Source organism: Streptomyces sp. XY431, from assembly GCF_001279805.1.
Classification (GTDB): Bacteria; Actinomycetota; Actinomycetes; order Streptomycetales; family Streptomycetaceae; genus Kitasatospora; species Kitasatospora purpeofusca.
Genome location: NZ_LGDO01000346.1, coordinates 16,919 through 42,484, shown reverse-complemented (window position 1 = coordinate 42,484; position 25,566 = coordinate 16,919). Strand labels below are relative to the sequence as shown.

Annotated in this window: 24 protein-coding genes; 3 read left to right on the top strand and 21 right to left on the bottom strand. The window is 70.0% G+C overall.

Annotated elements, in window-relative coordinates; genetic code table 11:
* Window positions 1-6: 6 nt before the first annotated feature.
* The 6 genes from rplB to ADK60_RS25420 all read right to left on the bottom strand — a co-directional run bounded on the left by rplB (window position 7) and on the right by ADK60_RS25420 (window position 5,070).
* Window positions 7-843, bottom strand: coding sequence for a 50S ribosomal protein L2 (rplB, locus tag ADK60_RS25445; protein ID WP_030393297.1), 837 nt, complete (start codon window positions 841-843; stop codon window positions 7-9).
* Between the two features lie 36 nt (window positions 844-879).
* Window positions 880-1,200, bottom strand: coding sequence for a 50S ribosomal protein L23 (rplW, locus tag ADK60_RS25440; RefSeq protein ID WP_030393296.1), 321 nt, complete (start codon window positions 1,198-1,200; stop codon window positions 880-882).
* Window positions 1,200-1,877, bottom strand: coding sequence for a 50S ribosomal protein L4 (gene rplD, locus ADK60_RS25435; RefSeq protein ID WP_045937810.1), 678 nt, complete (start codon window positions 1,875-1,877; stop codon window positions 1,200-1,202). The genes rplW and rplD overlap by 1 nt, the downstream gene beginning before the upstream one ends.
* Window positions 1,878-1,882: 5 nt before the next feature.
* Window positions 1,883-2,530: a 50S ribosomal protein L3 gene (gene rplC / locus ADK60_RS25430; protein WP_030393294.1), complete on the bottom strand. Its 648-nt coding sequence runs from the start codon at window positions 2,528-2,530 to the stop codon at window positions 1,883-1,885.
* Window positions 2,531-2,544: 14 nt separating this feature from the next.
* A complete protein-coding gene (gene rpsJ / locus ADK60_RS25425; protein WP_012785157.1) occupies window positions 2,545-2,853 on the bottom strand; it encodes a 30S ribosomal protein S10 in 309 nt (102 codons plus the stop codon).
* A 402-nt stretch (window positions 2,854-3,255) separates the two neighbouring features.
* The gene (locus ADK60_RS25420) at window positions 3,256-5,070 is read right to left on the bottom strand and encodes a hypothetical protein (protein WP_053649113.1); all 1,815 of its coding nucleotides are present in this window, start codon (window positions 5,068-5,070) and stop codon (window positions 3,256-3,258) included.
* A 512-nt stretch (window positions 5,071-5,582) separates the two neighbouring features.
* Between ADK60_RS25420 and ADK60_RS25415 the strand changes: the two genes are divergently transcribed.
* Window positions 5,583-7,295 (top strand): hypothetical protein, encoded by a 1,713-nt coding sequence (locus tag ADK60_RS25415; protein ID WP_053649111.1) that lies wholly within the window; start codon window positions 5,583-5,585, stop codon window positions 7,293-7,295.
* Window positions 7,296-7,412: 117 nt separating this feature from the next.
* Here ADK60_RS25415 and ADK60_RS25410 read toward each other — a convergent pair whose 3' ends face one another.
* The 6 genes from ADK60_RS25410 to rfbB form a co-directional block, all read right to left on the bottom strand.
* The gene (locus ADK60_RS25410; protein ID WP_045937813.1) at window positions 7,413-8,321 is read right to left on the bottom strand and encodes a glycosyltransferase family 2 protein; all 909 of its coding nucleotides are present in this window, start codon (window positions 8,319-8,321) and stop codon (window positions 7,413-7,415) included.
* A gap of 5 nt (window positions 8,322-8,326) precedes the next feature.
* Complete coding sequence (locus ADK60_RS25405; RefSeq protein WP_030393290.1) at window positions 8,327-8,725, bottom strand: DUF2304 domain-containing protein; 399 nt, start codon at window positions 8,723-8,725, stop codon at window positions 8,327-8,329.
* Window positions 8,722-9,411, bottom strand: a complete 690-nt coding sequence (locus tag ADK60_RS25400; RefSeq protein ID WP_030393289.1) for a glycosyltransferase family 2 protein — start codon at window positions 9,409-9,411, stop codon at window positions 8,722-8,724. The genes ADK60_RS25405 and ADK60_RS25400 overlap by 4 nt, the downstream gene beginning before the upstream one ends.
* 71 nt (window positions 9,412-9,482) lie before the next feature.
* On the bottom strand, window positions 9,483-10,820 hold the full coding sequence (locus ADK60_RS25395) for a lipopolysaccharide biosynthesis protein (RefSeq protein ID WP_199839756.1): 1,338 nt from the start codon (window positions 10,818-10,820) through the stop codon (window positions 9,483-9,485).
* Window positions 10,817-11,752, bottom strand: a complete 936-nt coding sequence (gene rfbD / locus ADK60_RS25390; protein WP_079008678.1) for a dTDP-4-dehydrorhamnose reductase — start codon at window positions 11,750-11,752, stop codon at window positions 10,817-10,819. The genes ADK60_RS25395 and rfbD overlap by 4 nt, the downstream gene beginning before the upstream one ends.
* Window positions 11,749-12,726, bottom strand: coding sequence for a dTDP-glucose 4,6-dehydratase (gene rfbB, locus ADK60_RS25385; protein WP_030393286.1), 978 nt, complete (start codon window positions 12,724-12,726; stop codon window positions 11,749-11,751). The genes rfbD and rfbB overlap by 4 nt, the downstream gene beginning before the upstream one ends.
* An 81-nt stretch (window positions 12,727-12,807) precedes the next feature.
* Between rfbB and rfbA the strand changes: the two genes are divergently transcribed.
* Window positions 12,808-13,683 (top strand): glucose-1-phosphate thymidylyltransferase RfbA, encoded by an 876-nt coding sequence (gene rfbA, locus ADK60_RS25380; RefSeq protein ID WP_045937814.1) that lies wholly within the window; start codon window positions 12,808-12,810, stop codon window positions 13,681-13,683.
* Entirely contained in the window at window positions 13,680-14,288 is a 609-nt protein-coding gene (gene rfbC / locus ADK60_RS25375) for a dTDP-4-dehydrorhamnose 3,5-epimerase (RefSeq protein WP_045937815.1), read from the top strand. Before rfbA ends, rfbC begins: the two co-directional genes overlap by 4 nt.
* 82 nt (window positions 14,289-14,370) lie before the next feature.
* Here the strand turns inward: rfbC and ADK60_RS25370 are convergent, their stop codons facing one another.
* The 9 genes from ADK60_RS25370 to ADK60_RS25330 all read right to left on the bottom strand — a co-directional run bounded on the left by ADK60_RS25370 (window position 14,371) and on the right by ADK60_RS25330 (window position 25,446).
* Window positions 14,371-14,829, bottom strand: coding sequence for a GtrA family protein (locus ADK60_RS25370; RefSeq protein ID WP_078896131.1), 459 nt, complete (start codon window positions 14,827-14,829; stop codon window positions 14,371-14,373).
* The gene (locus ADK60_RS25365; protein ID WP_045937816.1) at window positions 14,826-15,785 is read right to left on the bottom strand and encodes a glycosyltransferase family 2 protein; all 960 of its coding nucleotides are present in this window, start codon (window positions 15,783-15,785) and stop codon (window positions 14,826-14,828) included. Before ADK60_RS25365 ends, ADK60_RS25370 begins: the two co-directional genes overlap by 4 nt.
* Before the next feature lie 145 nt (window positions 15,786-15,930).
* Complete coding sequence (locus tag ADK60_RS25360; protein WP_053649109.1) at window positions 15,931-17,988, bottom strand: hypothetical protein; 2,058 nt, start codon at window positions 17,986-17,988, stop codon at window positions 15,931-15,933.
* 189 nt (window positions 17,989-18,177) lie between these two features.
* Window positions 18,178-19,371, bottom strand: coding sequence for an elongation factor Tu (tuf, locus tag ADK60_RS25355; protein WP_053649107.1), 1,194 nt, complete (start codon window positions 19,369-19,371; stop codon window positions 18,178-18,180).
* Between the two features lie 195 nt (window positions 19,372-19,566).
* Window positions 19,567-21,672: an elongation factor G gene (gene fusA, locus ADK60_RS25350; RefSeq protein ID WP_045937819.1), complete on the bottom strand. Its 2,106-nt coding sequence runs from the start codon at window positions 21,670-21,672 to the stop codon at window positions 19,567-19,569.
* A gap of 39 nt (window positions 21,673-21,711) precedes the next feature.
* Entirely contained in the window at window positions 21,712-22,182 is a 471-nt protein-coding gene (gene rpsG / locus ADK60_RS25345) for a 30S ribosomal protein S7 (protein WP_030393278.1), read from the bottom strand.
* A gap of 2 nt (window positions 22,183-22,184) precedes the next feature.
* On the bottom strand, window positions 22,185-22,556 hold the full coding sequence (gene rpsL, locus ADK60_RS25340) for a 30S ribosomal protein S12 (RefSeq protein ID WP_014144289.1): 372 nt from the start codon (window positions 22,554-22,556) through the stop codon (window positions 22,185-22,187).
* Window positions 22,557-22,937: 381 nt separating this feature from the next.
* Window positions 22,938-24,536 (bottom strand): DUF2142 domain-containing protein, encoded by a 1,599-nt coding sequence (locus tag ADK60_RS25335; protein ID WP_045937820.1) that lies wholly within the window; start codon window positions 24,534-24,536, stop codon window positions 22,938-22,940.
* Between the two features lie 286 nt (window positions 24,537-24,822).
* Entirely contained in the window at window positions 24,823-25,446 is a 624-nt protein-coding gene (locus ADK60_RS25330; protein ID WP_234371246.1) for a DUF1707 and DUF4190 domain-containing protein, read from the bottom strand.
* Window positions 25,447-25,566: the final 120 nt, after the last annotated feature.

Here is a 25,566-nt window from a genome sequence, read left to right as displayed (position 1 = left end):
CTGCTCCTAGCGCTTCTTGTTGGTCTTGCGGCGGCGCACGATGAGAGCGTCCGACGCCTTCTTCGGGCGACGGGTACGACCCTCCTTCTGGCCCCACGGCGAGACCGGGTGGCGACCACCGGAGGTCTTACCCTCACCACCACCGTGCGGGTGGTCGATCGGGTTCATGGCCACACCACGCACGGTCGGGCGAACGCCCTTCCAGCGCATACGGCCGGCCTTGCCCCAGTTGATGTTCGACTGCTCGGCGTTGCCGACCTCGCCGACGGTCGCGCGGCAGCGCGCGTCCACCAGGCGGATCTCACCGGAGGGCATGCGCAGGTGCGCCATCTTGCCCTCACGCGCCAGCAGCTGGATGCCGGAGCCGGCGGAGCGGGCCAGCTTGGCACCGCCACCGGGACGCAGCTCCACCGCGTGGATGGTGGTACCGACCGGGATGTTGCGCAGCGGCAGGTTGTTGCCCGGCTTGATGTCGGCGCCAGCGCCGTTCTCGATCCGGTCGCCCTGCGTGATGCCGCGCGGCGCGATGATGTAGCGCTTCTCGCCGTCCGCGTAGTGCAGGAGCGCGATGCGCGCGGTGCGGTTCGGGTCGTACTCGATGTGCGCGACCTTGGCCGGCACGCCGTCCTTGTCGTGACGACGGAAGTCGATCACACGGTAGGCGCGCTTGTGTCCGCCACCCTGGTGGCGAACGGTGATCCGACCGGCGTTGTTACGGCCGCCCTTGCTGTGCAGGGGGCGAACCAGCGACTTCTCCGGCGTGGACCGCGTGATTTCGACGAAGTCGGCCACGCTCGAGCCACGACGGCCCGGCGTAGTCGGCTTGTACTTGCGGATACCCATTTTCGTCCTCGTCTTGATCGACGATCACGGCCTCCGTCAGGAGGTCGGACCACCGAAGATGTCGATGCGGTTGCCCTCAGCCAGCGTCACAATGGCGCGCTTGGTGTCCTTGCGCTTGCCAAAACCCGTCTTGGAGCGCTTGCGCTTGCCCTGACGGTTGAGCGTGTTGACGGACTCGACCTTGACCGAGAAGACCGCCTCGACGGCCTGCTTGATCTGGGTCTTGTTGGCACCGGGCGACACGACGAACGTGTACTTGTTCTCATCGAGAAGCGAGTAGCTCTTCTCGGAGATGACCGGCTTCACCAGGACATCACGGGGGTCCGTGAACGTCTTGCTCGTGATCTCTGCAGCCATCAGGCGGCGCTCCCTTCGAGCTCGCCCTCAGCAGCAACGGCCTTGGCGGACGCGGCGGGACCCGCCACGAAACGCTCGAAGGCGGCCTGGGTGAAGACCACATCGTCGGAGACGAGCACGTCGTAGGTGTTCAGCTGACCGGCGTCCAGGATGTGCACGTGCGGCAGGTTCCGGGCGCTCTTCAGACCCAGCTCGTCGGCACGCTCGACGACGAGGAGGATGTTCTTGCGCTCGGTGATCTTGCCGAACAGGCCCTTGGCGGCCTTGGTCGACGGCACCTCGGCCGCGATCACGTCGGTGACGACGTGGATGCGGTTGTGGCGGGCCCGGTCGGTGAGCGCGCCACGCAGAGCGGCGGCGATCATCTTCTTCGGGGTCCGCTGCGAGTAGTCGCGCGGCACGGGACCGTGCACAACGCCACCGCCGGCGAACTGCGGCGCACGGGTCGAGCCCTGACGGGCGCGGCCGGTGCCCTTCTGGCGGTACGGCTTCTTGCCGCCACCGCGGACCTCGCCACGAGTCTTGGTCTTGTGGGTGCCCTGACGGGCCGCAGCGAGCTGCGCCACGACGACCTGGTGCATCAGCGGAACGCTGACCTTCGCGTCGAAGATCTCGGCCGGCAGCTCGAGGCTGCCGGTCTTGTCACCCGAGGGCGACAGGATGTCAATGGTGCTCATATCCTTCACAGCCCCTTCGCCGCGGTGCGGACGAGGACGAGGCCGCCGTTCGGGCCCGGGATCGCACCCTTGATGAGGAGCAGACCCTTCTCCGCGTCAACCGCGTGCACGGTCAGGTTCTGGGTGGTCACGCGCTCGTGACCCATCCGGCCGGCCATCTTCAGGCCCTTGAACACGCGGCCCGGGGTGGCGCAGCCACCGATGGAACCGGGCGAACGGTGCTTGCGCTGCACGCCGTGACCTGCGCCGAGACCACGGAAGTTGTGGCGCTTCATGACACCGGCGAAGCCCTTGCCCTTGGAGGTGCCGGTCACGTCGACCTTGACACCCGCCTCGAACAGCTCGGCGGTGATCTCCTGGCCCAGGGTGTACTCGGACGCGTCCGCGGTACGGAGCTCGACCAGGTGGCGGCGCGGGGTGACGCCGGCCTTGGCGAAGTGACCCGCGAGGGGCTTGTTCACCTTGCGGGGGTCGATCTCGCCGAAGCCGATCTGGACGGCGTCGTAGCCGGCCGGGCTGTCGGCGGTGTGGACCTGGGTCACGACATTGGGCCCAGCCTTGACGACGGTCACCGGAACGACCCGGTTGTTCTCGTCCCAGACCTGGGTCATGCCGAGCTTCTCGCCCAGGATGCCCTTAATCTGCTTAGCCATCTTCGGTGCGCCTCTCAGAGCTTGATCTCGATGTCGACGCCAGCCGGCAGGTCGAGACGCATGAGCGAGTCAACCGTCTTCGGCGTGGGGTCGAGGATGTCGATCAGACGCTTGTGAGTGCGCATCTCGAAGTGCTCGCGCGAGTCCTTGTACTTGTGCGGCGAGCGGATGACGCAGTACACGTTCTTCTCAGTGGGCAGCGGCACCGGGCCCGCGACCTGCGCACCAGTACGGATCACCGTCTCGACGATCTTCTTCGCCGAAGAGTCGATGACCTCGTGGTCGTAGGCCTTGAGCCGGATGCGGATCTTCTGTCCCGCCATGGCTACCTTGTAGTCCTTCTGTCCAGTCGCTGCACGACTCCTCCTCCGACCCCCGCGCTCGGGCGTGTCGCTCTCGCGCTTGCAAAAAACCGGCGATTGACTCGTCGGTTTCAAACTTTCGGGAAAGGGGGAAAAGCCGGGCTGAGACCCCGCACACGCTTCCCGGAAGATTCCCGTACTTTCGCCCCGCAGCTGCCGTGGCGTAACACACACGCTTGACGGCCATCACGGGAACGACGAGTAGATGGGACTCGCTTCCGGTCCTCCCGGCGGGAGGCGCGCAGCATCGGCACTCAACCGAGCAACTTGGACATACTGCCACAGGTGGGAGCCGGAAAGCCAATCGGGGCCGGTGAGGCAGGCCTCACCGGCCCCGGTCGGGGGCGCACCCTCAGGGGCGGACTACTTCTGGGTCACCCAGGGAGCGATCCTGCCGCAGACCACGGGCCAGTCCTCGGTCGACACCCCGGCGCAGTGGAGCGACTTCTTGTCCGGCTCCGCCTCCCAGTCCTTGACGATCGGGTCGGCGCAGGGCCGCTGCGGCGTCTCCGACTTCACCGGGGCGAACTTCGGGCAACTGCCGTCCTGCTTCTTGATGTTGTGCGCCCGCCAGGCGTCGATGCCCATCGTGTTGGTCTTCTCGTCCTGCGGCATGTAGCGGTCCACCGACCAGGACGCGCCCATGGTGGCGAACAGCGCCAGGGCGCAGACCAGTCCGGCGGCGAGCTGCCTGGTACCGCGGAGCGGGACGACCGGGCCCGCCGCCTCGCTGCGGCCGACCGAGCGGAACGCCCGCTCGGCCCAGCCCCGGCCCCGGTCGGTGGCGGCCATCAGACCGGTCACCGCCAGGATGATCAGGCAGTACATGATGATCCAGGTCGTCCGCGGGTAGAGCTGGACCATCTGGTCGTGCGCCATGTGCGAGGCGTAGTAGAAGCGCATCAGCCAGGCGCCGACGAGCACCGCCGCCGCCACCCGGACCACCAGGCTGCGCAGCCCCATCCCGATGCCGATGCCGACCGCGGCGACCAGCAGCAGCGCGAAGCCGGTCTGGCCGGCCATCTCGCCCGCCTGCGGCCAGGTGTGGTACGTCTCCTGGCCGGAGCGGTCCGACAGCCAGCCGAGCACATAGGCCGGGTCGACGTAGTTGACGATGTAGGCGTACCGGTCCGGGGTCGTCGCCCCTTCCTTGGCGATCTGGTACAGCAGCGGCGAGCCGATGGCGCCCGCCAGACCCACCGTGGTGCCCACGAACAGCAGCGTCCGCCGCACGGCGCGGCCGCCGCCGCGCCAGGGGAACAGGAACAGGGTCAGCACGAAGATGCCCGGCGCCGACCAGAGGTACCAGCCCGAGTAGTAGAGGAAGAGCACCCCGAAGACCGCGCCGAAGCCCGCGCCGCGCAGCAGCACCGAGCGGGTGGACAGCTCGCCGGCCCGGCGCAGCTCGCGCAGGCAGGCCGCCAGCAGCGGCACCAGGATGATCATCGTGACGTGGCTGTAGGGCCGGATCGGGTCCAGGAAGACCAGCACCGAGGGCACCGCCACGGCCAGCGCCCAGAACGGCCGCAGCATGAGCCGCCAGGCCAGGTAGCTCATCGGCCCGGCCACGGCGGTGAAGAAGATCTGCAGATCGTGCAGGGCGTAGCCCTCGCCGCCGATCCCGCCGTAGTTGAGCTTCGCCCAGAGCGCGATCAGCCCGGGGAACAGCGGCGGGTAGACGCCGGGCAGCCCCTTGTCGTCGAGGATCGACGTGGCCATGTGGATCAGCTGGCTGGGGTCGCCCTCCTGGCCGCCGAGCGGCCACGGGGTGCCGCGCAGCGCGACCACCACTCCCCCGGCGACCACGCCGGTCGCCAGGCCCGCGACCGCCGCGCAGACCAGCCGCTGGACCAGCCGGTGCCGGAGCGCCGCGCCCCGGTAGGCGGTGTAGACCAGTACCGCGAGCACGGGCAGACCGAGGAACGCCGCGTACAGCTGGATCTTCGCCAGGCCGCTGACCTGGCCGATCCGGTTCAGCGGGTTCACGGAGATGCGCGTGCACAGCAGGGTGAGGAGGAGTGCGGCCGCGACGCTGACCACGACCTCGGCGGCGATCTGGACCGAGCGCCGCTCCAGCAGGGCGGGAAGGCCCGCTCTCGCGCCCGCCTCCGGCGGCGGTGCGCCGTCGCGATCGGTGCTCGCGGCGTTGTCGACCGCTTCGGGGGCCAGGTTCGTCATCTCAGTCCATTCCGTCGGGCGGCCGCGCGGGACCGCCGGAACTCGGAGGAGCACCTCGTGGCTCCCGTGCGGTGGACGGGCCGTCGACCACGGATCCGTGCGGCTCTCCGCCGGCGCGCCGCTCCCGGGGCGTCCGATCCGACCGGGGCGGGTGGCGCGTCGGTCCACCAGAACCCTCCGGATCGCACCGGGAAGTCTGCCACGCGGCCCTGGGCCAGGCCAATGTGTCCAACGGGGTGACGCCGGCGCCGCCCGGCCCCGTTGCGCCCCGCCACCGGGTCGACCCCTTCGGGCAGTCGAGCACCCGGCGCGGACGAGTGTTCATCTGCCGGGCGCAACCCTTTTCCTGCCGGGGTGGTCTACACAGGTGGCGTTCGAACGACTCCCGTGCGCCTGGCAGAATCGAGGCGCGGCCGCACGGCCCCACGGCCATGGCACACCACCGGTCGGCCCACGCGGTCGTCCACGTCGGCCCCGCACCCTGATCACTACCCCTGAAGGACTCTCGGACAGTGACGAGCGCACCGACAGCCGCCCCCGACCTGACCAGGCAGCCTCCGGCGTCCCGAGGCCGCCGCAGCACCCGGGGCCTCCAGGGCCGGCCGACCTTCTCCCTGGTCGCGGAAGGCCTGACGGCCGTCGCCGCGGCGCTGCTCATGACCGCGGCCGCGTCGACCGTCGAACTGAACCCGATGATGCGCATAGGCCAGGTCAGCGGGCTGGCGGGACTCCAGCTCCGGTTGCTGCTGCTGCTCGGCTGCGTGCTGGTGGCCTGCGCCTTCCTGATGCGCCGCCGACCGCTCGCCACGGTCCGCTTCGCCGCCGCCGCGGTCTCCGGCCTCGCCTCCGGCGTCACGGCCGCCGGGGTGTCGCTCGCGCTGCGCGACACCACCTGGCCGCTGAACGCCCAGGGCGGCGACGCCGGGAACCTCCAGGCCTGGGCCACCGCCCTGATGGAGGGCAAGTCGCTCGACGGCGGCTACCCGCCGGTCTACCCGCACCTGGTCGCCTGGACCGCCGAGTACATCACCGACGGACAGCCGGGGTACGCCCTCAAGCTGGTCGGCCTGCTGTTCGTCGCCCTGCTCGGGCCCGCCGCCTACCTGTCCTGGCGGCTGCTGCTGCCCCCGCTCTGGGCCCTGGGCATCGGCGTCACCGCGGCGCTGCCGATGATGCAGCCGTACAAGCCCTACACCAACATCGTGCTGGTGGCCTTCGTGCCGGTGCTGGCCAAGCTGCTCCAGACCGTCCAGCGCGCGCCCCGGCTGCCGCGCCGGAAGGCCGCCGTCACCGGCGGCCTCCTCGGCCTGCTGCTCGGCCTGATGTTCCTCGTCTACTCGGGCTGGTTCGTCTGGTCCGCCGCGGGCGCCGTGGTCCTCACCGTCGTGCTGCTGGTCCGGCTCCGGCGGACCGCCGGCGCCGACGCCCTGGTCACCGCCGGGTACACGCTCGGCGCCGCCGCCGCCGGCTTCCTCGCCCTGGCCGGGATCAGCCTGTTCCGGCTGCTCTCCTCGGCCGGTGCCACGGTCGACCGCTACTGCTACTTCGACACCTACACCGAGCCCACCTACTTCGCGATGTGGCGCGACGACCTGCCCGGGACGGACGCGCTGAACACCTGGCCGCTGCCCGGCGAGCTCGGCGGCGTGGGCCTGTTCACGATCGTCCTGCTGGTGGGACTCGCGGTCGCCCTGGCCCTCGGCAGCGACCGGGCCTCGGTGCTCGTCCCCGCCGCCTGCGCCGCGAGCGCCCTGCTGATGCGCTACTGGTACGCCTCGCACATGGAGAGCAACCAGGCGGTCATGCTCTACCCGCGGACCAGCGCTCAGCTGCTCCACTGCCTGCTGCTGCTCACCGGCCTCGCCTGCTTCCTGGTGGCCCGCCGCGGCACCGACACCGGGGCCGTCCTGGGTGTGGTGCGGCTCTCCCGGCGCCCCGGCCCGCGCGCGGTGGCCGTCGGCACGCTCTGCGCCCTGGGCCTGCTGTTCGGCATGGCCGGCTCGGCCACCGCCGACAAGTACATGCCGAAGCAGGACGGCGGCACCGGCAACCTCGCCTGGGAGGCCCAGGTCACCGCCGACCAGCGCGGCCACTGCTCCGCGTACGCGCCGGGCGGCACCTGCCGGCAGCCCGGCGACCCGGCCACGGTCGGGCAGCCCGAGCCGGACCTGGGGATCCTGACCTGCCTGCACCTCGGCCCCTTCCCGAACGCCCGGAAGCCCTGACCGGGAGGGCCCGACCCGGCGCCCCGCCCGGGAAGCCGGAACGGCCGTGGGGCCGGTGGACCTTCCGATCCACCGGCCCCACGGCCGTTCTGTTCGCCGTCGCCGGCGCGGGACGCCTCAGGCGTCGTGCCGCTGCCCCGAGGTCAGGGCGTGGCGGACGAGCACCTTGGCCCCGCCGCTCTTCCCGCGGCGCAGCGCGCCCGGCAGCATCGTCAGCGCGTGCAGCCGCGAGGCGCTGCGGAACCGGGCCGCCCGGGCGGCCTTCGGCCAGCCGCGGGCGTCCATCCGCTCCGCCACCGCGTTGAAGTACTTCTCCGCCTCGGCGAAGCGGGTGCCCGAGAACGCCTGCACGGAGGACTCGCTCACCGCGTGCCGGCGGTACTGGAAGACGACGGTGGTGTTGTCCACCATCATCGTCTCGCCGCGCTCCAGCAGGTCCACGACCAGCGCCAGGTCCTGGATGACCGAGTACTCGTCGCGGAAGTTCACCTGCCGCAGCACCTCGCCGCGCCAGCAGATCGACGGGAAGTACAGCCAGTTGCCGCGCAGCACGCTGGCCGCCAGCTCCTCGCCGCCCATCAGCCGTCGGCCCTTGACGCTCGGCGAGTAGAGCTTGTCCTTGACGTTGTCGGCCAGGCCGCTGGTGACGACACCGGCGCCGTCGATCACCTCGACGCCCGGCTGCACCATGCCCAGGTCGGGGTTGTCCTTGAGGACCGCCCGGACGGTCTCCAGGTAGTGCGGGTGCAGCAGGTCGTCGCAGCCCATGATGACCACGTGGTCCGCCGTGGAGAGCTCCACGCACTTCTGGAAGTTCTTGGTGATACCGAGGTTCTGCTCGTTGCGCAGGTACCGGACCCGGTCGTCGCCGAGCCCGGCGAACCAGCCCGGGACCTCGGGCTCCTTGCCGTCGTCGACGACGGTCAGCCGGAAGTCCGGGTCGCTCTGGTTGAGGATGCTGCGCACGGCGGCCTGCATCAGGGCCACGTCGCCGTAGTACGGCAGCATGAACTCGAAGGTGGCCATGGAGGTCAGGCTCCGCTGCTGTTCACCGGGGCGGAGACCGGGAGGTCCAGGTCGAAGCGCTCCTCGTTCAGCCGGGCGCCCTCGTTGATGGCCACGGTCCGGGCGAGGTCGGTGAGCTTCTTCTCCAGCGAGCGGAAGCGCAGGAAGGTGTTCAGGGTCAGGAAGCCCATGGCCAGGACCATCACGTACAGCACCAGGTCGGTGCCGCGGCCGACGCCCATCTTGTGGGCGAACCAGGTGACGTCGCTGGGGCGCAGGATCGCGTAGATGTTCGCGACCACGAAGACCGAGAACGCGATGCGCTTCCAGGCGCGGGTGTTCGCGGCGTCCCAGCGCCGGATGAACATGAACGCGAGGATGACCGCGCCAGCGATCAGGACCAACTGGATCCAGAAGTAGTTCATCGGCGGCCACGCTCCCGAAGCGAGATGTCGAAGATGATGTTGACGCCGTTGATCAGGGACTGACCCTTGGCGCGTGAGTAGTCGGTGTACAGGATGTCGACCGGGAGTTCGGCGACCCGCAGGTCCGCGCCGGCCAGGAAGCTGACGATCTCCGAGGCGTGGGCCATGCCGTTCATGGTGATCCGCAGCCGGCCGGCCGCCTCACGGTTGAGCACGCGCAGGCCGTTGTGCGAGTCGGTCAGCTTGAGCTTGCGGGCGGTGGGGCTGACCGTCGCGGCGGTCCGCAGGACCACGCGCTTGATCCACGGCACCTGGCCGTTCTGCTCGATGAAGCGCGAACCGAGGACCACGTCGGCCTCACCGGTGCGCAGCAGCGCGACCATCTTCTCGACGTCGGCGGTCTGGTGCTGGCCGTCCGCGTCGAAGGTGGCGAAGTACTTGGCGCCCTGCTGGGCCAGGGCGTAGGCCAGCCCGGTCTGCAGTGCGGCGCCCTGGCCGAGGTTGACCGGGTGCCGCACCAGGTGCGCGCCGGTGCTCATAATGTGCTTGGCGGAGTCGTCGGCGCTGCCGTCGTCGACCACAACGATGTTCGGGAACGTCTTGCGCGCTCCCTCCACAACGTCAGCGATCACCTGGCCTTCGTTGTAGGCCGGGATCACCAGCCAGACATCGTCGTACTGGGACATGGGGGCTCCATGTTCGTGGTGTCTCCCGCGCTCGTGCGCGGCAAAAATCCGTATGTCGGGGGGCGAGACGGTCATTCGCCGCTCACCCGGGCACTCATGGTGGGCACAGCCTGCTCCGACGTACTCGGCGCGGGACCGGCCTGGTTCGCCGTCGAACCGGGGAAGCTGCGCCTGAGAGCGGCAAGCATACCGAGCACGGTCGCCACCGATCCGGCGGTGTACGCCACCACCACCCGGGTGGCGACCTCGCCGGGCATGAAGGTGATGCCGGCGAGCACGCCGGTGCCGAGCGCCCAGCAGAGCAGCTGCAGGTTGTGCCGCTTGAATACCATCAGCGCCTGACCCAGCACCATCGCGAACATGTACGCCACGGTACCGGCGGACATCCAGAAGAAGTCGAGGTGGCCGAGCACCGGCTCGGCCCCGAACAGCACCTGGATCAGCCGGGGTCCGAGGAGCACCGCCGGGATTCCGCCGAGCAGACCGAGACCGCCGACCACGACGCCGATCCGGCGAAGCATACCGGTGAAGGCCGCGCGGTCGCCCACCGCGATCGCCGCGGAGAGGCCGCTGAGCAGCGAGGCCTGGAGCGAGCCGAAGACGAAGAGCGGGACCCGGGCCAGCACGAGCGCGTTGAGCAGCGCCGCGATCAGGGCCGACTCCTCCGGGGCGAGCAGCTTGGTGCTCACCACCGCGGCGTTCACCACGACCTGCGACAGCAGGGTCGAGCAGATCAGCAGGCCGAGGCCGGAGCAGAGCTCGGACCAGGGGATCCGCGGGCCGGGCCGGACCGCCTTGAACAGCGGCGGCAGCGTCAGCAGGGTGGCCGCGACCGGCGCCAGGGCGAGGATCAGGCTGAACGCCAGCGCGGAGTGCACCCCGGCCAGGCCGGCGCCGAAGGCCAGTCCGATCCGCAGGCCGCCGTCGATGCCGAGCTGGGTGCCGTAGGCACCGAACCGGCCGAGGCCGGCCAGCACACCGCGGGTGAGGTAGCAGACGGCCATGCCGGCGAACGCGCCGCCGAGGGCCAGCACCAGCGAGCGGTCGCCGTGGAACATCACATCGGCGATCTTCCGCGAGCCGATGCCGAGCGCCAGCAGGACGACACCGAGGATCCCGCCGGTCAGCAGCGTGGCACGGCGCAGCACCGGTGCCGCGCCGTGGCCGAGCGCGGCGCGGGCCGCGACGATCCGGGTGAGTTCCTGCTCGATCGGGAAGAACACACCGATCCCGACGGACATCACGATCGTCCACAGCAGGGAGACGTTCGCCATGTCGTCGACGGACAGGCTGTGGCCGGCCACCCCGAGGTGGATGTACGAGGCGGCCCCGAGCACCACGGTGCCGCCGGCCACCGCCAGGGTTCCCGGCGGCAGCGCGGCGGCGACCTTGGTCAGCGGATTCTTCACTGAGACCTGTCACTCTCGGTCGACCGGGCCACCGAGCCCAGCTCGGCGAAGACCGGCGTACCGAGCGCCTCGGCCAGCTGCTCCCGCCAGTCCGGCAGCGGGCTCAGCCCGGCGTCGGCCCAGCGGTCGTGGCCGAGCACGCTGAACGCGGGCCGGACGGCCGGCGTGACGTACGCGGCGGAGGTGGTCGGGCGGATCCGCTCCGGGTCCAGCCCGCTCAGCCGGTACGCCTCCCGGGCCAGGCCGTACCAGGTGGTCCGGCCGCTGCCGGTGCCGTGGTAGACACCGGCCGGCGCCTGCCCGGCGAGCGCGGCCAGGCCGAGCGCGACGAGCTGCCGGGCCAGCGCCAGCGACCAGGTCGGCTGGCCCTGCTGGTCCTCCACCACGTCGAGGCTGTCGCGCTGGGCGGCGAGCCGGAGCATGGTGGCCACGAAGTTCTTGCCGTGCTCGCCGTACAGCCACGCGGTGCGGACCACGTAGCCGTGCTCGGGAAGGAGCTCGGCCACGGCCTGCTCCCCCACCAGCTTGCCCCGGCCGTAGGCGTTGACCGGGCCGGTCGGCGCGGTCTCGGCGTACGGCTCGGTGGCGTCTCCGGGCAGCACGTAGTCGGTCGACACCTGGAGCAGCCGGGCGCCGGTCTTGGCGCAGGCGGCCGCCAGGTGGCGGACGCCGGTGCCGTTGACGGCGGTGGCGGCCTCCTCGGCCGTCTCGGCGCCGTCGACGTTCGTCCAGGCCGCGCAGTTGACGACGATGTGGTGGCCCTCGACGGCGGCCAGCACGGCCGCCGCGTCGGTGATGTCGAGGTCGGCCCGCCCGAGGGCGGTCACCTCGGCCGCCGGGTCGCCGGCCAGGACCGTCAGCAGGTCCTGGCCGAGCATCCCGGCCGCGCCGGTGACCAGCCAGCGGACCGGACCCGAGGAGGTCCCGGTCACTTCTCCAGAGCCGCCTTCGTCTTCAGCGGCTCCCACCAGGCGCGGTTCTCGCGGTACCAGGTGATGGTCTCGGCGAGGCCGTCCTCGAAGCGGACCTGCGGCTCGTAGCCGAGCTCCTCGCGGATCTTGCTGATGTCGATCGAGTAGCGCAGGTCGTGGCCCTTGCGGTCGGCGACGTGCTCGACCATGTCCCAGCCCGCCCCGGCGGCCTCCAGCAGCAGCCCGGTGAGCTCCTTGTTGGTGGCCTCGGTGCCGCCGCCGATGTTGTAGACCTCGCCGGCGCGGCCCTTGCGCATGGCCAGCTCAATGCCGCGGCAGTGGTCCGACACGTGCAGCCAGTCGCGGACGTTGCCGCCGTCGCCGTACAGCGGCACCTTCTTGCCGTCGATCAGGTTGGTGGTGAACAGCGGGATGACCTTCTCCGGGAACTGGTAGTGCCCGTAGTTGTTGGAGCAGCGGGTCACCACGACGTCCATGCCGTGCGTGCGGTGGTAGGCCAGCGCCAGCAGGTCCGAGGAGGCCTTGGAGGCCGAGTACGGGGAGTTCGGCACCAGCGGCCACTCCTCCGTCCAGGAGCCCTCGCTGATCGAGCCGTACACCTCGTCGGTGGAGATGTGCACGAAGCGGCCGACGCCGTGCTTGCGCGCGGCGTCCAGCAGGACCTGGGTGCCGACGACGTTGGTCAGCACGAACGGGCCCGCGCCCGCGATGGAGCGGTCCACGTGCGACTCGGCCGCGAAGTGGACGACGACGTCATGCCCGGGCATGACGTCGTCGACAGCTGCGGCGTCGCAGATGTCGCCGCGGACGAAGGTGTAGCCACTGTGCCCCGCGACGGAAGCCAGGTTGGCCTCGACACCGGAGTAGGTGAGCTTGTCGAAGACGGTGATCCGAGCCTCGGCGTCGGCTCCGAGGAGCTGACGGACGAACTCCGACCCGATGAACCCGGCGCCGCCGGTCACAAGGATGCGCATAATGCGCGCAGTCTATCGCCGTCCCGCACCTGCCAAGGACCCCGGCCGTACCCCCCGCCCGTTCTCGCATAAGGTGCACGCATGCGTGGAATCCTTCTGGCCGGCGGCACCGGCTCCCGGCTGTGGCCGCTGACTCGAGCGGTGTCGAAGCAGCTCCTCCCGGTCTTCGACAAGCCGATGATCTACTACCCCCTCTCGACCCTCGTGATGGCCGGGATCAGCGAGATCCTGATCATCACGACCCCGAACGACCGCGACCAGTTCGAGCGCCTGCTCGGCGACGGCTCCCAGTTCGGCCTCCGCCTGGAGTACGCCGTCCAGGAGAAGCCCGAGGGCATCGCCCAGGCCTTCGTCCTGGGTGCCGACTTCATCGGCGACGAGTCCGTCGCGCTGATCCTCGGCGACAACATCTTCCACGGCAGCGGTCTCGGCACCCGGCTCTCCGAGCACACCGGTGCCAAGGGCGGCCGGGTCTTCGCCTACCCGGTGGCCGACCCGACCGCCTACGGCGTGGTCGAGTTCGACGAGGACGGCCAGGCCATCTCCATCGAGGAGAAGCCGACCGAGCCCAAGTCCCGGTACGCCGTCCCCGGCCTGTACTTCTACGACAACCGCGTGGTCGAGATCGCCCGCGGCCTGAAGCCGAGTGCCCGCGGCGAGCTGGAGATCACCGCGGTCAACGAGGCGTACCTCCAGGCCGGCGACCTGCACGTGACGATCCTCGACCGGGGCACCGCCTGGCTGGACACCGGCACGTTCGTCTCGATGGTGCAGGCCTCGGAGTTCGTCCGGGTCATCGAGGAGCGCCAGGGCTTCAAGATCGGCTGCATCGAGGAGGCGGCCTGGCGGGCCGGCCTGATCGACGACGCCCAGCTGCGCGAGCTGGCCGAGCCGCTGCTGAAGAGCGGCTACGGCCAGTACCTGGTGGCGCTGCTGGACGAGGAGGGCACCCGATGAAGATCCGCGAGCTGTCCATCGAGGGCGCCTGGGAGCTCACCCCCCAGGTGCACGGTGACGCGCGTGGCCACTTCACCGAGTGGTACCGCTTCGACCGGCTCGCCGAGGTGGTCGGCCACCCGCTGCGGCTGGCGCAGGCCAACCTGTCGCTGTCCAGCCGGGGCGTCGTCCGCGGCATCCACTTCGCCGACGTCCCGCCCGGCCAGGCCAAGTACGTCACCTGCGTGCGCGGCGCCGTCCTGGACGTCATCGTCGACCTGCGGGTCGGCTCGCCGACCTTCGGCACCTGGGAGGGTGTGCGGCTCGACGAGACCGAGCGCAAGGCGGTGTACATCTCCGAGGGCCTCGGCCACGGGTTCTGCGCGCTGAGCGACGACGCGACGCTGACCTACCTCTGCTCGGAGACCTACAACCCGACCGGCGAGCACGGCGTGCACCCGCTGGACCCGGACCTGGGCATCGAGTGGCCGGCCGACGTGCCGCAGCTGTCCGCCAAGGACACCGAGGCCCCCTCGCTGGCCGAGGCGCTGGCGAGCGGCCTGCTGCCCGACTACAAGGCGGTCAAGGCGTTCACCGCCGAGCTGGGCAAGGCCCACCGGGCCTGATCCGGAAACGCTCCGAACGGGAAGGGCCCGGCCGCGTCGAACGCGGCCGGGCCCTTCCCGTCGTCCCGGGCACCGACCGGCCTCAGCGGCCCCGGAACACCCAGACCTTCAGCAGCAGGAAGCGGACCACCGTGGCGAGCCCGTTCGCCAGCACCAGCCCGGCCACCTCGACCGGGCGGGAGGCGGTCGGCGCCAGCCGGTCGAGCAGCTCCAGCGCGCCGATGCTCAGGCCGAGCGCGATCAGGAAGGCCACCGCCCCCTGGGCCTGGTGGCGCAGCGCGCCCTCGCTGCCGGTCACCCCGAAGGTGAAGCGCCGGTTGGCGGCCGTGTTGGCGACCGCGCTCACGGCCAGCGCGACCAGGTTGGCCACCTGTTTCGAGGACACCTGGCGCAGCCCCACGTACAGCGCCAGGTAGAACAGGGTGCTCAGCGCGCCGATCACCAGGAAGGACGGCAGCTGCCGCCGGGGACCCCGGCCGGGCGGTGCCGGTGGCGGTGCGGGTGGCGGCGTCGAAGGCGCCGGATCGCCGGTGAATGTCATCGAGAATTGTCCCGGCGTTCATCGTCGACCGAGTCGTAGCCGACGAAATAGGCCGGTCTGGCCTGCACCGCCGAGTAGATCCGCGCGGTGTACTCCCCCAGCAGGCCGACGCAGATCAGCTGCACCGCGCCGAGGAACAGCATCCCCATGAAGAGCGAGGACCAGCCGGGGACGGTGACCCCGATGGCGAACGCGACGGCGGTGTAGACGCTCATGACCAGGCACACCGCGAAGCTCAGCAGGCCGAGCCAGGTGGCCAGCCGCAGCGGGGCGGCCGAGAAGTTGACGATGCTGTCCAGCGCGAGCCGGACCATCTTCCCCAGCGGGTAGTGGGTGGTGCCGGCCACCCGCTCCTCGCGGACGTAGACGACCTCCCCGCTGGGGAAGCCCAGCCACGGCACCAGCAGCCGGTAGACCGGCTGGTGCTCGGGCAGGGCCTTGAGCGCGTCCACCGCGGCCCGGCTGAGCAGCCGGTAGTCGCCGGCCTGGCTGGGCATCCGCTTCCCGACCAGCTTGCGCATCAGCCAGTAGTAGGCACCGGCCGAGCGCCGCTTGAACGAGCTGTCCGTGGTGCGGTCGCCGCGCACCCCGTAGACGATGTCGAGGTTCTGCTCGCGGGCCAGCGCGAACATCTCCGGGATCTTCTCCGGCGGGTCCTGGAGGTCGGCGTCGAGGCTCACCACGTAGTCGCCGAGGGCGCGGTCGAGGCCGGCCTTCAGGGCGGCCTGGTGGCCGGAGTTGCGGGCCAGCCTGATGATCCGGAACTCCGGCCAGTCCTGGCGGATCTTCTGCATCAGTACGGGGGTCGCGTCGGTACTGCCGTCGTCGATGCCGACCACCTCGTAGCCCACCCCGAGCGCGTCGAGGATCGGCCGCAGCCGCTCGACGGTCCTCGGCAGCGCCTCCTGCTCGTTGTAGATCGGCATGACGACCGACAACTGCGGCGCTGTCGACATGAGTTGGTCCCGCTTTCGGCCGGGGCTGCTGGATCGTGGCCGACCCTAGCAGCCGGTGCTGAGCCCGGAATGAGACCGGATGAGCAGTGCATGAGAGCCGTCCCCGCCGGTCGCGGCGGGAACGGCTCCGGGTGCCGGTCGGGGGTCAGACCCCGGGGAAGCTCCGCTCCCACGGGTGGACCCAGTTGTTGCCCGGCTTGACCACGACCGTGATCTGCGGTTGGAAGCCCACGAGCTCACGGCGCATCCGGTCGCCGGTCGCCTGGTCGGCCACCACCACGGTCATCGGCTCGCCCAGCCTCTCGGCGGCCTTCCTGACGTGCTCCATCGCCGCCCTGTGCTCCGGCTCGGCGCGCTCGGCGGCGCCGATGTTCACCCAGTGCGTCTCGTAGAGCGGCAGCATGTCGCCGCCGCGCGAACGCAGCAGCGCGGCGAGCCAGGTGGACTTGAGGTTCTTGTAGTCGTCGTTCGAGTAGAGCACCATCATCGGGCCCCGGATGCCGTCCAGGTCGCCCATCACGGTGGCGCCCTCCCGGGGGCCGATGTCGCTCCAGGCGTCGCCGCGGCTCCAGGCCATCAGCGGGTTGTTGCGCCAGACCGAGGGCATCCCCTTGAACGAGTCCATGCCCCACTGGACGCCGGCGAACAGGCTGAGCGCCGTCGCCACCGCGAGCACCGAGAGCACGGCGTCGCTGATCCGGCGCCGCAGCACCGGGACCCGGGCGGGCGAGACGGTGCGCAGCAGCGGGCCGACCGCGCCGATCGAGATCAGCGCGATCACGATCCCGGTGCCGGCCAGCTTCTCGAAGTAGTAGGAGAGCTGCCCGATGGTGCGGATCTGCCACCAGGCGAAGCCGCCGACCGCGACCCCGGTGGCGAGCACCACCACGAACAGGGCCTGCCCGGTCGCGGTCCGCCGCAGGCTCGGCGACAGGGCGGCCAGCGCGCCCAGCAGCAGACCGCCGATCATGATGGCCCGGTCCGCTCCGACGCTGGGGCCGCCGAGGTTGGAGGTGCTGGCGACATCGAGCTTGGAGAGCACGGACACCAGGCTGGGCAGGCCCGCGACGCCGAGCGCGACCGCGGCGGCCAGGGCGTAGCGCAGCCAGTGCGCGCGCCGGAACCGGCGGCGGTGGACCACCAGGGCGCCGACCACGGCGAGGCCGGCCACGGCGCCGAAGAGGTTGTAGACGTACGTGACGGTGATCAGGCCGAGCGCCGCGACGAGCAGGAACTCGACCGTCCCCATCGCGGGCCGCACCATGAAGGCCGCGAGCAGGGCCACCATCAGCAGGCCGACGACGGTGGAGTCGAAGCCGTGGATGACCAGATCGGTGTAGTTGCTGGAGAACACCAGCGCGGCGACCGTGCCGCACACCGCCGCCGTCCGCCAGCCCCGCAGGCGCGGGCCGCCGATCCAGCGGGCCGCCCAGACCAGGGCCGTGCCCAGCAGCGCGTACGCGGCCAGCACGTAGAGCAGGTAGCGGTTCATGGTGTCGAGCGGCGCGCCGAGGTCCGCGGCGGACCGCACCAACGAGTCGACCCAGGCGAGCAGGAAGTGGGTGCCCTGCGGGTAGACCGCTTCGGAGGGCGACATCATGTACGCCTTGGCGGCCTCCTGGTGCAGGAAGTTGTAGCCGCCGACGTGCTGGATGCCCACGAAGTACGAGAAGTGGTTGAGCCGGTCCTCGGCGGTGGTCAGGAACTCCAGGCGCCAGCCCGGCCCCTTGCCGATCAGCGGCTTGTACAGGTAGTGCCACATCACGTACGTGGTGCCGACCACCATCAGGTCGGAGGGCCGGAACCGCAGCGGCAGCCGCGGGACCCGGCGGCCGAGCCAGCCGGTGAGGACCACGACGGTGAAGAGTCCGCCCGAGGTCGGGATCGGGTCGATGCCCCAGGGCCAGAGCGAGAACAGCAGCCCGAGCACGAGCACGCCGCCGGCCACGACCAGGGCCGCGGCCACCAGCCGGTCGAGCAGCACGCCGCCGATCCGGAGCAGCGAGGCGACCGCCAGGACCAGCAGCGGCAGGACCAGGATCCCGAGGCCGAGCGAGATCAGTGCGGCGGGCAGCACCCAGCCGGCGGCCAGGGCGCCGGCCAGGACCGGAAGGCTGCGGGCCGGCCTGCGGGCCGGGGGGCGGGAGCCGGCCGCCAGGTCCTCGGGAGTGTCCTCCTCGACCGAGGAACGCGCGGCCATCATGGTGCGGAGTCTTTCCATCGAGACCCTGAATCCCATCCCCTGCGTCGGACAGTCCGTACGGCCGATGTCCCGCCGGTACGGAGCGATCCTAGTTGACCAAATGTTTTGCCAATGACAGAGGGCTTGACGAGGACCCAGGGGGTCCTCGTCAAGCCCTCCTCGACCGGGGTCGACAGGTCAGAGCATCAATTACTTGATGATCTTGGTGACCTGGCCGGCGCCGACGGTCCGGCCACCCTCACGGATGGCGAACTTCAGGCCCTCCTCCATGGCGATCGGCTGGATCAGCGCGACCGTCATGCCGGTGTTGTCGCCCGGCATGACCATCTCGGTGCCCTCGGGGAGGGTCACGACGCCGGTCACGTCCGTGGTACGGAAGTAGAACTGCGGGCGGTAGTTGTTGAAGAACGGGGTGTGACGGCCACCCTCGTCCTTCGACAGGATGTAGGACTGGGCCTCGAAGTCGGTGTGCGGCGTGACCGACCCCGGCTTGATGATGACCTGGCCGCGCTCGACGTCCTCGCGCTTGATGCCGCGGAGCAGCAGACCGACGTTCTCACCGGCCTGGCCCTCGTCGAGCAGCTTGCGGAACATCTCGATGCCGGTGACCGTGGTGGTGGTCTTCTCGGTCTTGATGCCGATGATGTCGACGGTCTCGTTGACCTTGAGGATGCCACGCTCGATACGACCGGTGACGACGGTGCCACGACCGGTGATCGTGAAGACGTCCTCGATCGGCATCAGGAACGGCTGGTCCACGGCGCGGGCCGGGGTGGGGATGTTCTCGTCGACGGCGTGCATCAGGCCGAGGAGCTTCTCGCCCCACTCGGCGTCGCCCTCGAGGGCCTTCAGCGCGGAGACGCGGACGACCGGCAGGTCGTCGCCCGGGAACTCGTACTCGGAGAGCAGCTCGCGGACCTCGAGCTCGACGAGCTCCAGGATCTCCTCGTCGTCCACCATGTCGGCCTTGTTCAGGGCGACAACGATGTAGGGGACGCCGACCTGGCGGGCCAGGAGGACGTGCTCCTTGGTCTGCGGCATCGGGCCGTCGGTGGCGGCGACCACCAGGATGGCGCCGTCCATCTGGGCGGCACCGGTGATCATGTTCTTGATGTAGTCCGCGTGACCCGGGCAGTCGACGTGGGCGTAGTGACGCGCCTCGGTCTGGTACTCGACGTGCGCGATGGAGATGGTGATACCGCGCTGCCGCTCCTCCGGCGCCTTGTCGATCTGGTCGAACGGCGTGAAGGGGTTGATCTCCGGGTACGCGTCGTGCAGCACCTTGGTAATGGCCGCGGTCAGCGTGGTCTTACCGTGGTCGATGTGACCGATGGTGCCGATGTTGACGTGGGGCTTCGTCCGCTCGAACTTCGCCTTCGCCACTGAGTCCTCCTGAGGACAGTTCTGTACGCCGTGGTGACGTCAGTTGGTCTTTGATGTTTTGTGTGGGCTGTCCGGAGGACACCCCGTGCCGTCCCACTGGGTGGGGGGCCGGAGGCCCCGGGAGGATCCGACCGGATCCTCCCGGGTTGCCTCCCAATAGCCTAAGGGGTGGCTGTTGTCCCGAAAGTCGGGACGTTACTCGCCCTTGGCCTTCGCGATGATGTCGTCCGCGACGTTCCTCGGAACCTCGGCGTACGAGTCGAACTGCATCGAGTAGCTCGCGCGACCAGAGGTCTTGCTGCGCAGGTCACCGACGTAGCCGAACATCTCGGAGAGGGGCACCAGCGCCGTGACGACGCGGGCACCGTGACGCTCATCCATGGACCGGATCTGGCCACGGCGAGAGTTGATGTCGCCGATCACGTCGCCCATGTAGTCCTCGGGCGTGGTGACCTCGACGGCCATCATCGGCTCCAGGAGGACCGGCTTGGCCTTCCGGGCGCCTTCCTTGAAGGCCATCGAGCCGGCGATCTTGAACGCGAGCTCGGACGAGTCGACGTCGTGCGCCGCACCGTCGAGCAGCTTCACGCGAACGCCCTGGAGCGGGTAGCCGGCGAGGATACCGAACTCCATGGCCTCCTGGCAGCCGGCGTCGACCGACGGGATGTACTCCCGCGGCACGCGGCCACCGGTGACCAGGTTGACGAACTCGTAGCCCTCGGCCTGCTCGAGCGGCTCGATCGCGATCTGCACCTTGGCGAACTGACCGGAGCCACCGGTCTGCTTCTTGTGGGTGTAGTCGATGCGCTCGACGGCCTGACGGATCGTCTCGCGGTACGCGACCTGCGGCTTGCCGACGTTGGCCTCGACCTTGAACTCACGGCGCATACGGTCGACGAGCACCTCGAGGTGCAGCTCGCCCATACCCGCGATGATGGTCTGGCCGGTCTCCTCGTCCGTGTTGACCTGGAAGGACGGGTCCTCCTCGGCGAGACGCTGGATGGCAACACCCAGCTTCTCCTGGTCACCCTTGGACTTGGGCTCGATCGCGACGCGGATGACCGGGGCCGGGAAGTCCATGGACTCCAGGATGACCGGGTTCTTCTCGTCGGACAGCGTCTCACCGGTGGTGGTCTGCTTCAGGCCCATGACGGCGATGATGTCGCCGGCGCCCACCGAGTCGATCTCCTCACGCTTGTTCGCGTGCATGCGGTAGATCTTGCCGATGCGCTCCTTCTTGCCCTTGACGGCGTTCAGCACCGAGGTGCCGGACTCCAGGCGGCCCGAGTAGACCCGGACGAAGGTGAGCTTGCCGAGGTGCGGGTCCGACATGATCTTGAACGCGAGCGCGGCGAGCGGCTCGTCGTCCGAGGCCTTGCGGGAGATCTTGACGGTGTCGTCGCCCGGCTTGGTGCCCTCGATGGACTCGATGTCCAGCGGGGACGGCAGGTACTTGACGACGGCGTCGAGCAGGGGCTGAACGCCCTTGTTCTTGAACGCGGTACCACAGAAGATCGGGGTGAAGTCCGAGTTCAGGGTGCCCTTGCGGATCGCGTCCTGCAGCAGCTCGACCGGGATGTCCTCGCCCTCGAGGGCGAGCTCCATGATCTCGTCGCTGACGTTCGAGACGGTGTCGATCAGCTGCTCGCGGTACTCGTCCGCCTGCTCCTGCAGCTCGGCCGGGATGTCGACGATGTCGTACATCTCGCCCTTGGCCGCCTCGGCGGACCAGACCAGCGCCTTCATGCGGACCAGGTCGACAACGCCCTGGAAGTCCGACTCGGCACCGATCGGCAGCTGCATGACCAGCGGGGTCGCGCCGAGGCGGTCCACGATGGTCTTGACGCAGAAGAAGAAGTTGGCGCCCGTGCGGTCCAGCTTGTTGATGAAGCAGATGCGCGGGACGCCGTAGCGGTCAGCCTGCCGCCACACGGTCTCGGACTGGGGCTCGACACCGGCGACACCGTCGAACACCGTCACGGCACCGTCGAGGACGCGGAGCGAACGCTCCACCTCGACGGTGAAGTCGACGTGACCCGGGGTGTCGATGATGTTGATGGTGTGGTCGGCATCGTCGACGGTCCAGTGACAGGTCGTCGCGGCCGACGTGATCGTGATGCCGCGCTCCTGCTCCTGCTCCATCCAGTCCATGGTGGCAGCGCCATCGTGGACCTCACCGATCTTGTACGACACGCCGGTGTAGAACAGGATCCGCTCGGTGGTGGTGGTCTTGCCCGCGTCGATGTGCGCCATGATCCCGATGTTGCGGACCTTGGCGAGGTCAAGGGAGGTTGCAGCCATGGTGGCTCGTTCTCTCTCTGTCTAGTGACGGGGTACGGACTACCAGCGGTAGTGCGCGAAGGCCTTGTTGGACTCGGCCATCTTGTGGGTGTCCTCGCGACGCTTCACGGAAGCGCCCAGGCCGTTGCTGGCGTCGAGGATCTCGTTCATCAGGCGCTCGGTCATGGTCTTCTCGCGACGGGCGCGCGAGTAGCCGACCATCCAGCGCAGCGCCAGGGTGCTGGCGCGGCCCGGGCGGACCTCGACCGGAACCTGGTAGGTCGCGCCACCGACACGGCGGGACTTGACCTCGAGGGCGGGCTTGACGTTCTCCAGCGCACGCTTCAGCGTGACGACCGGGTCGGCGCCGCTCTTCTCACGGACGCCCTCGAGGGCGCCGTAGACGATCCGCTCGGCGGTGGAGCGCTTGCCGTGCAGCAGGATCTTGTTGACCAGCTGGGTGACGACCGGGGAGCCGTAGACCGGGTCGATGATGACCGGGCGCTTCGGGGCGGGGCCCTTACGAGGCATTCTTACTTCTCCTTCTTGGCGCCGTAGCGGCTGCGAGCCTGCTTGCGGTTCTTGACACCCTGGGTGTCGAGCGAACCGCGGATGATCTTGTAGCGGACACCAGGAAGGTCCTTCACACGACCACCGCGCACCAGCACGATGGAGTGCTCCTGCAGGTTGTGGCCCTCGCCCGGGATGTAAGCGGTGACCTCGATCCCGCTGGTGAGGCGCACACGGGCGACCTTACGAAGGGCCGAGTTCGGCTTCTTCGGGGTGGTCGTGTACACACGCGTGCAGACCCCACGGCGCTGCGGGGAACCCTTCAGCGCGGGAGTCTTGTTCTTCTCGACCTTGTCCTGCCGGCCCTTTCGGACCAGCTGCTGGATCGTAGGCACCGTTTCTCCGTTTTCTGTGTGCCAAGGCTTGGTGGAACTAACCTGCGGTGTTCCCTCGCACACGGCCCCGTGGTTCGACCCACGCGGTCGGGTGTGTTGGGTTTTTTCCGGCACGGAATCCCGTGGGCTGATGTACAGCGACGGCGCTCTACGCGCGGCGCGCCGTAAAAGGCGCTCCGGCTCGGCGCGGCGACCGGTGTGCATGCACGCACAAGGACCCGGGGACACCCCAGGCACAAGGTCAGAGCGTACCTAGCGCATCGGGCTCGGTCAAAACAAATGGAACATCGCAGGTCATGGCCGTGGCGCCGGGGTCCCCGACACCACGGCCGATGCTTATAGCACACTCCCTCACGGCGTGCCGCGCAACTCGTCCCGCGCTCAGCCGACCGGAGTCATCGGGCGGTGACCCACCGGACGCACCGACCGCTCCCCGTCCGCCGGGGGCCGCGGGGTCGCCGGCGGGGTCGGCGCCCGGTCGCCGGCCAGGGCGATCACGGCCAGGCCGGTCGCGCCGATGCCGTAGACCAGCAGCCAGAGCAGCCAGGTGCCCGGCGGCGACCAGTGCGCGGGGTGGATGAAGAACGAGCCGCCGGTGCCGACGGCGTTGCGGCGCAGCGTCCAGAGGAAGGCCGAGACGTTCGCCACGGTCAGCGTCAGCGCCATCCAGCCGATCAGCCGCCGCCACGGCAGCCCGCCGGAAGGCACCCGCAGGGCTGCCACGGCCGCCGCCGTCATCGGCAGGCCGACCATGAAGGGCAGCAGGTAGCGGCCCTGCCAGACCATGCCGAGCTTGCTCGCCTGGATCGACTGGGCGGCCACCGGCACCGCGATCAGCGCGACCATGACGGCGATCACCACGAGGGCCTGGCGCGGACGGCCGAAGCAGAGCGCCAGCAGGATCAGCAGGATGATCGCGGCCGGCCAGAGCAGCCAGGTGATCGCCGGGGCCGGGGTGTCCAGCCAGCCGAAGTCGCCGATCATCTGGTGGATGAAGATCAGCGAGTGGTCGAAGGTCAGCCGCGCGGCATTCAGCGGGGTGAACCAGTCCGGGATCTCGATCACCGAGTTGTCCGGGTGCGCCATCGACCAGGCCATGGCGACGCCGGTGCTCGCCGCGAGGGCCGCCGCGCACACCCAGGTCGCCCTCGTCCGCACCACCATGCGGATGGCGGAGCGCTGGGTCAGCAGCAGCGCGCAGGCGACCGCGCCGGCGAACCAGACCAGGCCCAGCGGGCGGATGTTGATCAGCACCAGGCCGCCGACCCCCAGCCTCAGCAGCCGGCGGTTCAGCAGGACGCGGTCGGGCGCCATGAACATCGGCAGCGCGGCGCTCCAGACCAGGACGCCGGCGGCGATCTCGGGACCGCTGGGGTTCACCACCCCGCCCATGTAGAGAGTCGTCGGCGTCAGGGCGGCGAGCAGCCCCGCGATCACGATTCCCCGCCGGCGCCACTCGGCGGCCGCGACCACGGCGCTGGCCAGCAGCGCGGCGCAGAACACCGCGGAGGCCAGTCGCATCAGGTACAGCCCGGGCTCGCCGGAGACGATCCGGCTCGGCCAGCCGACCAGGGTGTAGTACAGCGGGTTGTAGCGACCGGCCGCGGTGGTCACCTCGACGATCTTCTCCGAGGTGCCCAGCGCCGGGGCGCAGTCGGCCGACTGCCACTGCTGGAAGGCGTAGCAGGTGTGACGGGTGGACAGCTCGCGGTACCACTCGGGCAGCTGGACGCCGGTCTCGGCGAACTGGCCGTCCATGCCGGCGACCTGGTGCTTGACCATCACCTCGGTGCCGTTGAGCTGCCCGCGGGCGACCGCGGCGGCCCGCACCAGGTGCGCGTACTCGTCCGGCGAGCCGCCCATCGGGGTGGACACCGACCAGGCCGAACCGAGGAGGACGAACAGGAGGAACGAGATCCCCCACAGCCGTCGCGGGGAGTTCACCAGGCGGTCGGCTATCCGCTTGAAGGTCTTCGTCATCGGTCGGTTGGGATTAGGAGTCACTGCCGTCTCTTCGTGTCAGCATCGAGCCCGTCACCGGACTTTCTCCCTGGCGGCACTGTCACCGCCCGTCGAGGTCCTTCGAGCAGGTACCGGCGGGAATGAGATCGCGTCTCATGGAACCGCCCCGGGCACGAGGTCCGGGGCAGCCTTCCCGGCATCCTAAGGCTTGGTCCCCACGGCGGTTCACCCGGACCTTCACCTACCCGTCACACCTGGCCGGAGGGGTCGCCCGGTCCGTCGCGGCACCCCCGGGCCGGCCGCGTCAGCCGAAGACGGCCACCGTCATCATGATCGTCGCCCAGAAGGCGATCGACAGCCAGCCGAAGACGATCCCGGTGACGGCCATCCCGTCGCCGTCCTCGTTCCGCTCGGCCACCTGCCGGCGTCCGATGTGACCGGTGATCACGGCCGGCACCCCCAGCAGGCCGCCGGTCGGCACGCAGAGCAGGCCGAGGACCAGCGAGGTGACCGCCACGGCGTTGGTCCGCCGCTGCGGCGGCGGGGCCAGGAAGGTCGGCGGCACCGGGACCAGGACCGGTCCGGCCTGCGCCACCGTCATCTGCGGGGCGACCATCGGCCCGGCCGGCAGGTCGGCGACGAGCCGGGCGAGCTGGCCGTAGGTCTGCGCGGTGCTGGCCGCCTCGAAGCGCTCGCCGTACTCGGCGGCGCTGAGCCGGCCCTCGGCGAACGCGGCCTTCAGCACGTCCACCGTGCGCTCGCGGTCCGCGGTCGCCGCCCGCATCGCCGACTGAGGCATCGCGACCTGCGGCATCGCGGCCTGGGGCACGGCGGCCGGCGGCATCACGGGGTACGGCATCGGGGGCGGGCCCGGAACCGGCGGCCGGGCCGCCCCGAACTCCTGCTCACCCCACGGCTGAACGGCCATCCGCCACCTCCCGTTACCCCCGCGCGACCACGGAGTCCCCCCGTACGTCGGACTCTCATAGTGCAGGACGAACGGGGGCTCCGAGTAGTTGCCGATTCTCCCGATCCGGTACACCTCCGG